This is a genomic window from Staphylococcus simulans (assembly GCF_047037175.1).
Classification (GTDB): Bacteria; Bacillota; Bacilli; order Staphylococcales; family Staphylococcaceae; genus Staphylococcus; species Staphylococcus simulans_C.
Genome location: NZ_CP178241.1, coordinates 689,522 through 700,311 on the forward strand (window position 1 = coordinate 689,522; position 10,790 = coordinate 700,311).

Annotated in this window: 13 protein-coding genes and 1 riboswitch; of the genes, 3 read left to right on the top strand and 10 right to left on the bottom strand. The window is 32.9% G+C overall.

Annotated elements, in window-relative coordinates; genetic code table 11:
• Positions 1-20 precede the first annotated feature (20 nt).
• Together ACFCT9_RS03240 and ACFCT9_RS03245 are read left to right on the top strand one after the other, a co-directional pair.
• A complete protein-coding gene (locus tag ACFCT9_RS03240; RefSeq protein ID WP_412520810.1) occupies positions 21-608 on the top strand; it encodes a hypothetical protein in 588 nt (195 codons plus the stop codon).
• Between the two features lie 26 nt (positions 609-634).
• Entirely contained in the window at positions 635-847 is a 213-nt protein-coding gene (locus ACFCT9_RS03245) for an SA1362 family protein (protein WP_412520812.1), read from the top strand.
• A gap of 46 nt (positions 848-893) precedes the next feature.
• Here ACFCT9_RS03245 and ACFCT9_RS03250 read toward each other — a convergent pair whose 3' ends face one another.
• Complete coding sequence (locus tag ACFCT9_RS03250; RefSeq protein WP_412520814.1) at positions 894-1,724, bottom strand: biotin/lipoate A/B protein ligase family protein; 831 nt, start codon at positions 1,722-1,724, stop codon at positions 894-896.
• A gap of 218 nt (positions 1,725-1,942) precedes the next feature.
• On the opposite strand from ACFCT9_RS03250, the gene ACFCT9_RS03255 reads away from it, so the two are divergent.
• Positions 1,943-2,329: a rhodanese-like domain-containing protein gene (locus ACFCT9_RS03255; protein ID WP_412520816.1), complete on the top strand. Its 387-nt coding sequence runs from the start codon at positions 1,943-1,945 to the stop codon at positions 2,327-2,329.
• A 104-nt stretch (positions 2,330-2,433) separates the two neighbouring features.
• On the opposite strand, the gene gcvPB is transcribed toward ACFCT9_RS03255, so the two are convergent.
• From gcvPB to comGA, 9 genes are all read right to left on the bottom strand, one after another.
• Positions 2,434-3,909, bottom strand: a complete 1,476-nt coding sequence (gcvPB, locus tag ACFCT9_RS03260) for an aminomethyl-transferring glycine dehydrogenase subunit GcvPB (protein ID WP_412520818.1) — start codon at positions 3,907-3,909, stop codon at positions 2,434-2,436.
• The gene (gcvPA, locus tag ACFCT9_RS03265; protein WP_412520820.1) at positions 3,902-5,248 is read right to left on the bottom strand and encodes an aminomethyl-transferring glycine dehydrogenase subunit GcvPA; all 1,347 of its coding nucleotides are present in this window, start codon (positions 5,246-5,248) and stop codon (positions 3,902-3,904) included. Before gcvPA ends, gcvPB begins: the two co-directional genes overlap by 8 nt.
• Before the next feature lie 21 nt (positions 5,249-5,269).
• Positions 5,270-6,364 (bottom strand): glycine cleavage system aminomethyltransferase GcvT, encoded by a 1,095-nt coding sequence (gcvT, locus tag ACFCT9_RS03270; RefSeq protein ID WP_412520822.1) that lies wholly within the window; start codon positions 6,362-6,364, stop codon positions 5,270-5,272.
• A gap of 81 nt (positions 6,365-6,445) precedes the next feature.
• Positions 6,446-6,564, bottom strand: a riboswitch (glycine riboswitch).
• The gene (locus ACFCT9_RS03275; protein ID WP_412520824.1) at positions 6,561-7,082 is read right to left on the bottom strand and encodes a shikimate kinase; all 522 of its coding nucleotides are present in this window, start codon (positions 7,080-7,082) and stop codon (positions 6,561-6,563) included. Its footprint overlaps the riboswitch before it by 4 nt.
• Before the next feature lie 164 nt (positions 7,083-7,246).
• Positions 7,247-7,741, bottom strand: coding sequence for a competence type IV pilus minor pilin ComGF (comGF, locus tag ACFCT9_RS03280; RefSeq protein ID WP_412520826.1), 495 nt, complete (start codon positions 7,739-7,741; stop codon positions 7,247-7,249).
• Positions 7,742-7,959: 218 nt separating this feature from the next.
• Entirely contained in the window at positions 7,960-8,370 is a 411-nt protein-coding gene (gene comGD, locus ACFCT9_RS03285) for a competence type IV pilus minor pilin ComGD (RefSeq protein WP_412520828.1), read from the bottom strand.
• Between the two features lie 17 nt (positions 8,371-8,387).
• On the bottom strand, positions 8,388-8,717 hold the full coding sequence (gene comGC / locus ACFCT9_RS03290; RefSeq protein WP_412520830.1) for a competence type IV pilus major pilin ComGC: 330 nt from the start codon (positions 8,715-8,717) through the stop codon (positions 8,388-8,390).
• 18 nt (positions 8,718-8,735) lie between these two features.
• Positions 8,736-9,809, bottom strand: a complete 1,074-nt coding sequence (comGB, locus tag ACFCT9_RS03295) for a competence type IV pilus assembly protein ComGB (RefSeq protein WP_412520832.1) — start codon at positions 9,807-9,809, stop codon at positions 8,736-8,738.
• Positions 9,781-10,755: a competence type IV pilus ATPase ComGA gene (gene comGA / locus ACFCT9_RS03300; protein WP_412520834.1), complete on the bottom strand. Its 975-nt coding sequence runs from the start codon at positions 10,753-10,755 to the stop codon at positions 9,781-9,783. Before comGA ends, comGB begins: the two co-directional genes overlap by 29 nt.
• Positions 10,756-10,790 lie beyond the last annotated feature (35 nt).

Below are 10,790 nucleotides of genomic sequence, written 5' to 3' on the forward strand. Positions count from 1 at the left end.
TTTTGAATTAGGAGAAGGTTATGAAAAGGAAACTTATTACAATTATTGGAGCAACTGTTTTGCTTACGGGCTGTGGGAGTCAAAACTTGGGCCCTCTTGAAAAGAAAACAACAAAACTCAGAGATGAAAATCATCAATTGAAGTTAGATAATCAAGAATTAGAGCAAAATATTAGTAATTTGAAAGATAAAGAAAAACAATTAGGTGCTGACAAAAAGAATACGAAAGAAGCAGCACAAAATAGTATGAAAACTAAAAATGCTAATGCAACTTCTGATTACTATCAAAAAGTAAATGATAGTTTAAAGTCGTATCATAAAATTGAAAGTGATGTTAAAAAGAATAAGAGAAAAGAAGCTGTAGTGAGTCAACTTGATAAAATTGTCACTGATTTACAAAGTGCACATGATAAATACAAGCTTGATTTGAATAAACATTCGATGACAGACAAAGACAAGGCTGACGATAAAAGCATCGATGAACTTAATAGTAAGTTAGGAAAGGCTTTTAAAACTATTAAAGAAGGCTATTCAACTAAGAGTGAACAAAAAATAAAACAGGGTCAACAAGAATTATCTCAAATTAAGGTCAGCAAATCTAATTCATAAAGCAAGAAGTATTGAAAGGTGAAACTATGCGTAAAGGATTATTCTATATCATTTTATTAATTGCGCTGATTGGTTTGATATTGAACTTAGATTCAATATTATTCTCACTTGTAAGAACGATAATTAGTTTAGCGATTATCGCCGCAATTGCTTATTTATTATATTTCTTCTTCTTTTTAACAAAAGATCAAAGGAAATATAAAATCGCAAAATGGAAATACAGAAGACGTCATAAATAAAAACTAAATCCCCTGCTTACCATATTTGGTATACAGGGGATTTTTATTATTTTCTATAAGTCCACTCTTCTGATTTATATTTTTCTGCTAATTCTTCTACTTCGGCTTCTTGTTCCTTTGTCAGTTGTAAAGGCTTAAAATTAATGTTCAATCCTTTTTGGAAGCCTTTTTCAAATGCAACTTCCATCTCTTCAAGCGTAACTGTTCTATCAGAGATATCATTGATTGCGACAGCTTTATCTATGAAAGCTTGTTTCATTTTATCTTTTAAACGGTCATTTTTAAAGATAAACATATCAAATAAATCATCTATATCAATATCTTTTAGGATTGAACCGTGCTGCAAAATAACCCCTTTTTGTCTTGTTTGTGCACTTCCAGCAATTTTTCTGCCTTCTACTACGAGTTCATACCAACTTGGTGCGTCAAAACAAACAGCACTTCTAGGTTGTTTTAATTTTTCTCTTTCTTCTTTACTTCTAGGAACAGCGAAATACGCATCGAAGCCTAATAACTTAAATCCTTCAAGTAAACCTTGAGAGATAACTCTATATGCCTCTGTAACCGTCTTAGGCATATTAGGATGAGATTCTGGGACGATTACACTATATGTAAGTTCTTTGTCATGTAAAACGCCTCTGCCCCCTGTTTGTCGTCTTACTAATCCATAGCCCTTTTCTTTTACTTTCTCTATGTCAATTTCCTTTTTTAATCGTTGGAAATATCCAATTGAAAGTGTTGCTGGATCCCATGTATAAAATCGGATGACAGGATCAATTTCCCCTCTTGATACAAAGTTCAATAATGCTTCATCCATAGCCATATTGTAAAATGGGTCATGACTGCCCGAATTAATAAAGTTCCATGTTTCTGTCAATTTAAAAATCTCCAATCACCTAATATTTATCTATTTGTATATTACCATAGATACAGTGGAAGTGATTAATATTCAAGACTTAGTTTTAGGAGGAGATTAATTTTGAATATTAATTTTCAAGCGAAGTGAAATCTACATTGACATATGAGAAAAACTTTTTGATAATTGAGTGAAACAGTCTTATAATTGTAGTATCGGTAAAAATAGGAGGAAGCAGGATGAATAGCTTTTGGATAATCATTTTAGCTGTTTTAGTTATTATTGCTGTATATATGTTAATCCAATTTTTCATCAATAAAAGAGCTGTAACGGAATTAGATCAGAACGAATTCCATGATGGTTTACGCAAAGCTCAAGTGATTGATGTAAGAGAAAAAGTTGACTATGATTATGGCCATATTATTGGTGCCAGAAACATTCCTATGACGCTTTTTAGTCAACGATTTAAAGGTCTAAGAAAGGATCAGCCTATCTATTTATGCGATGCAAACGGTGTAGCGAGTTACAGAGCAGCGCGTATTTTAAGAAAACATGGATATAAAGATATCTATATGCTTAAAGGCGGTTACAAAAAATGGACCGGGAAAGTTAAATCAAAAAAATAGCATTATAATTAAAATGTAGCAGCAATGAATTTTCATTGCTGCTTTTTTTAACGTAGAAAAACCCTCGTTACCAATTAACGAGGGTTTAGCTATTATAATGAATATTAAAGTTTTTCTTCGTGTAAGTTTTCGAATTTCAAGACTGGATGTCTCGCTGCTTTAGTTTCATCTAGTCTATCGATTACTGTATTATGTGGTGCTTCAAGCACTTTGTCTGGATCTTCTTTAGCTTCTTCAGCAATTTGAATCATTGCATCACAGAAGTAATCTAATGTTTCTTTAGATTCTGTTTCTGTTGGTTCAATCATCATACCTTCTTCCACGTTAAGTGGGAAGTAAATTGTTGGTGGATGTACACCGAAGTCTAATAAACGTTTCGCCATATCTAATGTACGAACGCCTTCTTTTTTCTGTTTAGATCCACTTAATACGAATTCGTGTTTACAATATTGGTTATATGGAATTTCAAATGCATCTTTCAAACGTGCTTTAATATAGTTGGCATTAAGCACAGCTGCTTCTGAAACTTCTTTAAGACCAATATTACCCATTGTTCTAATGTACGTATAAGCACGTAGATAGATACCGAAGTTACCATAGAATGGTTTAACGCGACCGATAGAGTCTTTAATATCATTATCGTATTTATAAGTGTCGCCATCTTTGATTACCATTGGTTTTGGTAAGAAGCTAGCAAGTTCTTTTTTAACTCCGACAGGACCTGAACCTGGGCCGCCACCACCGTGAGGACCAGTGAATGTTTTGTGTAAGTTTAAGTGTACAGCATCAAAGCCCATGTCTCCAGGTCTTACTTTATCCATGATTGCGTTTAAGTTTGCGCCATCATAGTATAATAGACCGCCGGCATCATGAACAATCTTACCGATTTCCATAATATTATGTTCAAAGATACCTAGAGTATTTGGGTTTGTTAACATGATTGCTGCTGTATTTTCGTTAACAAGACGTTTTAAATCTTCAACGTCTACTTCACCATCTTCATTTGATTTAACTGTCACTGATTTGAAACCAGCGAAAGCTGCAGAAGCTGGGTTAGTACCATGCGCTGAGTCAGGTACGATAACTTCATCACGGTGACCTTCACCATTTTTTTCGTGATAAGCTTTGAAAATCATTAACGCAGTCCACTCACCATGCGCACCAGCTGCAGGTTGTAAAGTAACTTCATCCATACCTGTGATTTCTTTTAATTCTTCTTGTAAGCTATGGATGATTTCTAAAGAACCTTGAATTTGTGATTCTTCTTGTAATGGATGTGCTTCTGCAAATCCAGGGATACGTGCTACTTTTTCATTGATTTTAGGGTTGTACTTCATCGTACATGAACCTAAAGGATAGAAACCTGAATCTACACCGAAGTTTTTGTTAGATAATTCAGTATAATGTCTAACTAAATCTAACTCTGCTACTTCTGGAAATTCTGCTTTGTTTTTACGGATGAATTTATCATCTAATAATTCTTCAACTGCATTTGTTTCAATCTCTTTTTTTGGTAGAGAATATGCATATCTTCCTGCTCTTGAACGTTCGAAAATTAATGGACTTGATTTACTAACCATTAATCTCACCCACTTTCTTAACAAAAGTATCAATTTCATCTTTTGTTCTTAATTCAGTGACAGCAACTAACATTGCATGTCCCATATCGTTATTGACTTCAGTTAAATCGAAGCCGCCAATAATGCCCTCTTCTAATAATTGACTATTTACTTCTTTAACTGGTTTGTTAAGTTGAATAACGAACTCATTATAAGATGTACCTGGCAATACTTTTACGCCTGCTTTTTCAAATTCTTTTTTAGCATAGTTAGCATTTTCAAAGTTTTGTTCAGCAATATCTTGAATACCTTGTTTACCTAATGCTGACATAGCAATTGAAGATGCTAAAGCGTTTAGAGCTTGGTTTGAACAAATATTTGAAGTCGCTTTGTCACGACGGATGTGTTGTTCACGTGCTTGTAAAGTTAATACGAAACCGCGGTTGCCATGATCATCATTTGTTTGACCTACTAAACGACCCGGGATTTTACGCATTAATTTTTTAGTTGTTGCGAAGAAACCACAGTGTGGTCCACCAAATTGGCTAGGAATACCAAATGGTTGTGTATCTCCCACAACGATATCTGCACCGAACTCACCTGGAGGTGTTAACAAGCCAAGTGAAAGTGGATTTGTGTAGACAATGAATAATGTCTTTTTGCTTTTAATGAATGATTTAACTTTTTCTAAATCTTCAATAGAACCATAGAAGTTTGGATATTGAACAGCGACTGCTGCTGTATCGTCATCGATAGCTGCATCTAATTTTTTTAAATCAGTTACAGTACCGTCTAAATCAACTTCTACAATTTCATATTCATTTCTTACTTTTGAATAAGTGTGAAGTACTTGTAAAGCTTGATAATGCATACCTTTAGATACAACAATCTTATTCTTTTTAGATTGACTTAACGCTAAAATACAAGCTTCAGCGAACGCAGTCATTCCATCATACATTGATGAGTTTGCAACATCCATACCTGTTAATTCACAAATTAAAGTTTGGAATTCAAAGATAGCTTGAAGTTCCCCTTGTGAAATTTCAGGTTGGTAAGGCGTATATGCTGTATAGAACTCTGAACGTGAAATCATAGCATCTACAACAGCTGGTGTATAATGGTCATAAACACCTGCACCTAAGAATGAAGTATGATCTTCTTTTGTAATGTTTTTATTAGCAATTCTGCTAAGACGTTTGAATAAAGAAGTTTCATCTTCTCCATTTGGAATATTTAACTCTCTATCCAATAAGATCTCTTTTGGCACATCTCCGAATAATTCTTCAATAGAGCTTGCGCCGATTGTTTCTAACATTTCTTTTTTGTCTTTTTCAGTTAATGGTATATAACGATGACTCACCACTGCCACCCCTTCATTAAATTATTTACTGATTTGATTTTTCTTGACAATTTTAGCTTTGACTTGACGTTTTCTTACTTGAACGATGACTTCTTTGCCCATTTCGAATTCATCACGGTCAATCATAGCTAATGCAATACCTTTACCAGTAGCTGGCGATTGCGTTCCAGATGTAACTTGACCAATTTTGTTACCCTCTAAGTCTAGCACATCATAGCCAGTTCTTGGGATACCTTTTTCAATCATTTCTAAACCAACTGAACGAAGTTTTGCTCCATTTTCTTTTTGGTCTTTCAATACTTCTTTACCAATGAAGTCTGCTTCGATTAATGGTTTCGCTGCAAACGCAATACCACCTTCATAAGGTGTGATATCCTCAGACAAGTCTTGTCCGTGTAGAGGTAAACCTGCTTCTAGACGTAAAGTATCACGCGCACCTAAACCAGCTGGTTTTAACTCTGCGTTTTCTAAAAGACCATCCCAAATAGCTACGACGTCGTTTGAGTCGCAATAAATTTCGAAACCATCTTCACCAGTATAACCTGATTGAGATAAGATGACATTTTTACCAAAAATTTTAACATCTTTTTTGAACTCGAAAGGTTTCATTTCAGCAACATCTACATCAACTAAGCTTCCTACATAGTCTCTTGCTTTTGGACCTTGCACAGCTAGTTGACCGTATTGGTCAGATACATTTTCAACGTTTACATCAAATTTGTCTGAATGAGATTTAATCCATTCATAGTCTTTATCTGTATTTGCAGCATTAACCACTAATAAGAATTTATTATCTTCTAATTTATAAGTGATTAAATCATCAATAACACCGCCTTTTTCATTACAAAGTGCAGTGTATTGTGCTTTAGTATCTGTTAATTGATCTGTATCATTTGAAAGCACATATTGAATGAATTCTGATGCATCATTTCCTTCAATCAACACTTCGCCCATGTGGCTGACATCAAAGATTCCCATAACTTCCCTTACTGCGTTATGTTCTTCTTTGATACTAGAAAATTGAACAGGCATTGCCCATCCACCGAATTCAACAATTTTTGCTCCGCTTTCAATAAAGCGGTCGTATAATGGTGTCTTTTTTAAGTCGTTTGACATCTTGCAACCCCCTATATGTGATTAAATATTAAAAACAGGATAGCAAAACCAATTGCTATCCTGTAGTTACCTTCAGGAATGCGTCACAGTATTATCCTTTTGCCTGAGAGATTCGATATAACATCTTGCACCTTCGGCGATGAATTGAAACTGAAACAAGCTTATTATTTCAGCCATTCATTCTCTCCAATACTGATCATTCGCTATAAATGATATTCATCAAATTTTGATGTAATAAATCTAAGTCATTGTCTGTATCCATTCTGCTGAATGCGATTTCATTATATCGTGAAACCCTTGATAAATACAACCTTTTTAATTCATCGAATGCTTTATTTGCAGCGTTGGGTCGATTACTATCATTTTTAATTCTATCGAATATAAGTTGAATGCTTGTATCTAACCAAATTATATTTTTATAGTGTGATAAAATTTCCATTGAACTTGGACTTTCAATCACACCGCCACCAGTAGAAATGACATCGTACTCATTTATGGCTTCCTGTAAATATTTTGTCTCTAGTTGTCTAAAACCACTTTCTCCTTGAGTTTCAAAGATTTCAGGGATAGTTTGATTAGTACGCAATTCAATTAATTGGTCTAAATCAACAAAACGTTTCCCTTCTTGTTCAGCAACATATTTCCCTAATGTAGTTTTGCCTGTTCCCATAAATCCTATAAAAATGATGGGTTCTTTTTTAATTTTCTTGTTTGCCATATTTCTCATCCTTCTCAACAATGTGTTCAAGTTGTTGTTCATAGTAGATGTTAAGGTTGTGTATTGTCTTTAATTTTAAGCTATATTGATAGCTATAGGAAGTCAAAATAAGAATAAATATCATAAAAATCATTGTAGTAAATGGTAACAGGTAACCTTTTAAATTATAAGTATAATACTTTGTAATATCTTTCTCCTTTTTCAATGAGGGTCAATTCCACCTTTAAGTATTTATTCTCGATTTTTGCAGCTCTAAAATCACTAATGTTTTGGATCAATGTAATGTTTCCGCGTGAATTTATCGTTTTATAAATTTTATGATTAGAATAAATATACGTTGTTTGTTTATTAGCTTCACCAATCATTATACGCTTATTGCTAACATTAATTTTTCGAATAGGAATGGTATTCGTTTCTCTCGATATATCTTGAGCAAAAAATTCATAATGAACTAACGATGCGTCATCCATATGTTTATTTAATGTATTAACGGATTTGAATAAAGATGGAATCAGACTCATAGTAATTGAAAAGATACATAACGCAAAAATCATTTCGATAAATGTAAATGCTCTGAACTTATTTCTGTTGGATTTTAAAGCAATATTGATTATTCGTTTCTTTACTTTTAATACAAATAGACTGATCAATTTTTTCAATGGTATAATGCTCCAATTGGATTCCTTGTTGAATATCGTTTATGTTAAAACGGTTAATCACCGTTATGAGTGTGCGATACATATCTGCTTTTTCAATTTCCAAACGAAATTGTAAGTGTTGGTTTATTAATACAGGCAAGAAAATTAGAAGTAAAGTAATAATGAGTGAAAATGAAGTCAATGCATCAAGCATAAACGATCCTTTAATAAGAAACGACTTATGACGCCTTTTCAATTCTTAAACTTCCTTTCTCAATATGGAATATGAAACGATATGTCGTCTGATTAAATTTAATGTATATTGACCCAAAGCGATTAAATTCACCTTCAGGATTGATAAATGCGATATCCATATTGGTACTTTTTACGATTTCTCCCTTTGAAATTGTAATATAACTAATTTGATTGTTTTGGCTTTTTACTTTGATTTTATTACTGCCACGATTAAAAAATAGTATCACATCATTATGATCTCTTATTGCTACTGACTTCATGTATATGATTTGTGCAGCAAGATTTTTAGCAAGCAATTCATTTTCAACTTCTTTTAAGTGTGATGGGTTTTTGACATTTAAACTGAGAAACGTCAACAGACTCATAATCGCAATTACTAATAGTGTTTCAATCATTGTAAAAGCTTTCATGACTATTGACTAACGGTTGCTTCGCCATTGCTGATTGAAATTGTTTTGCCTGATTTACATGTTTTTTGACCTTCTTTAAGAAATCCTTCACTCACTAATTCATCAATAGAAGACGGTGCTCTGTTCTTATTTAATGTAAATGCCTCGATTTGACTATTTACCATTTTTTGTTGGGCTTCACACCCGGTATCTTGAACATGTTTAGATTGTTTAGCGATATTCGGAATAATAAGTATTAATAACACGCTAATCACTAAGAGAACTAAAAGCATTTCGAGTAAAGTAAATGCTTTTAGATATTTTTGTTTTAAATTTTTGAATTTTTTTGTCATAGGTTTTTCCCCTTCTTTTTATTTGATAGATTGAAGCATGTCGAACATAGGCAGCATAATTACGAGATAAAGAGAAATGATTAAAAAGCCTAGTAATAAAAAGATGACTGGCTGGATAAACTTGATTTGTTTATTCATTTGACGCTCGATTTGACTTAATAATATTTCGGCATAGATGCTTAATTCGATATCGATTTTCCCGCTTTTTTCACCCTGTTCTATAAAGTGGATAAGTTCTTCTTGAAAACATCCGACAGCTTTTAAAATTTCAGGTAATCGCATACCGTTTTCGATATGCTTTATCATGAAATTACCGAGATAATTTAAAAACAAATCAAGTTTTTGTTCTGTATAAATATTTGAAATTTGTTGTAAGACAATCCCATTTTTGAAAAACAGCGCTAGCTCATTAGTAATTTGATAAGTTTTAAATAGTTTGTAATAAGTGTTGATTAGAGGGATTTGCGATATAAACTTAATACGTTTATTAATCGGGAGTTTCTTTACATATTGAAATAATGTTAAAGATATAATTGAACAGATAAATATAATCGAGAGAATAATATGAGGAAAATGTTGGATTGTATAGTTGAGTATCTTTAAAAGTGGTGATAATTGAATATCCATTGTTGAATAAATCTGTTGGAATTCAGGTAGTATAAAATAATTAATGCCAAACAGCATACACATAAATACACCAACTAAAATCAATGGATATTGAATGGTCTTAACTAAACGCTGTTTTACTTCTATTTTCTGTTTTAAAAATGTGAAGGACTCAGTTAAATTATCCGATAGCTTACCGAATTTTTCAGCAAAGTAAATTTGAGTCACAATGGTTTGAGGATATTGTAAATATGACAGAATAAAATGGCAGTTTTTGCCTTCCTTTAAAGCATGAATGATCATTTTGCACGTTTCTTTACATTTATAGTCAATGTGCATATTTAAGAATTCGAACGACTCTACTAATGTAAAGCCATGATCAAGTAAAGTTTTTAATCTGAACAACATAATCAGTTGATCTTTTTCGGAAATCAGTTTCTTTCTATGAATGTTGAGTTTAAGTATATCTTTTAAAAACTTCTTCACAAATAACGCCCTCTTTATTCATCTGGCTAAGCACTTTACTTAATTTTATAAAATGTTTTGGCAGCATATGATTGTTTTTAAAAAAGTATTGGATGTCTGATTGGTATAAGGTTTCGTATGCAAGTTCACGTTGCCCTGTTTGATTTGTAACTAATCTTTGATTTGATATTAATGCGATTGCTTGTTGTGCTTCTTGTGGCGTAATCCCCATTTCAAGAAGACGTAATAATGCGCCCTCGCAATCGTTAGAATGCAATGTTGATAATACTAGATGTCCACTTAATGAAGCTTGGATGACACATTTGGCTATAGAAGCATCTCGTATTTCACCAATCAAGATAATATCTGGATCACATCTTAAAATGGCTTTGAAAGAACTTTCGTAATTAATCCCTGCTTTTTCATTTACAGAAATTTGTGTGATACCAGATATTCGTTTTTCTACAGGATCCTCAACAGTAATAATATTTAAGTTTAATTTTTCCTTGGCAAAAGTTACCATCTCATACATCATCGTACTTTTACCTGAACCTGTAGGACCAGTGAATAAAATTAAACCTTGTTTCTTATTCATCAAATGATGAAAATGTTTCGGTCCCTCACTTTCAAATTCCTGTGTAAAATATTGCGGAGAAACTCTAATCACACAACTTTCCATTCCTAGTGATAACGGCAAAGTAGAGACCCTCAAATTATAGAGCATTTGTTGTTTGAAAGTGGTTTGTCCGCTTTGTGCTTGATGATATGTTGACACATCTAACCCGGATAAATACTTCATAAAAGTGAGCAGCTTTTGATAGGTTGCTATCTCAATGGTTTCGTAATGAGATAACACATCGTTTACTCTAAATTTAATCAGTACAGCATGCTCTATTGGGATAAAATGAATGTCTGATACACGTTGTGCAATGGCATCTCTTAATATCTTTTCAAATAACCTTTTCATAAAAAATCACCTCCTACATATACAAACGTAGGAGG

Coding starts and splice junctions, on each gene's coding strand:
- ACFCT9_RS03240 (WP_412520810.1), top strand. CDS start 21: ATGAAAAGGAAACTTATTACAATTATTGGAGCAACTGTTTTGCTTACG.
- ACFCT9_RS03245 (WP_412520812.1), top strand. CDS start 635: ATGCGTAAAGGATTATTCTATATCATTTTATTAATTGCGCTGATTGGT.
- ACFCT9_RS03255 (WP_412520816.1), top strand. CDS start 1,943: ATGAATAGCTTTTGGATAATCATTTTAGCTGTTTTAGTTATTATTGCT.
- gcvPB (WP_412520818.1), bottom strand. CDS start 3,909: ATGGTTAGTAAATCAAGTCCATTAATTTTCGAACGTTCAAGAGCAGGA.
- gcvT (WP_412520822.1), bottom strand. CDS start 6,364: ATGTCAAACGACTTAAAAAAGACACCATTATACGACCGCTTTATTGAA.
- ACFCT9_RS03275 (WP_412520824.1), bottom strand. CDS start 7,082: ATGGCAAACAAGAAAATTAAAAAAGAACCCATCATTTTTATAGGATTT.
- comGD (WP_412520828.1), bottom strand. CDS start 8,370: ATGATTGAAACACTATTAGTAATTGCGATTATGAGTCTGTTGACGTTT.
- comGC (WP_412520830.1), bottom strand. CDS start 8,717: ATGACAAAAAAATTCAAAAATTTAAAACAAAAATATCTAAAAGCATTT.
- comGA (WP_412520834.1), bottom strand. CDS start 10,755: ATGAAAAGGTTATTTGAAAAGATATTAAGAGATGCCATTGCACAACGT.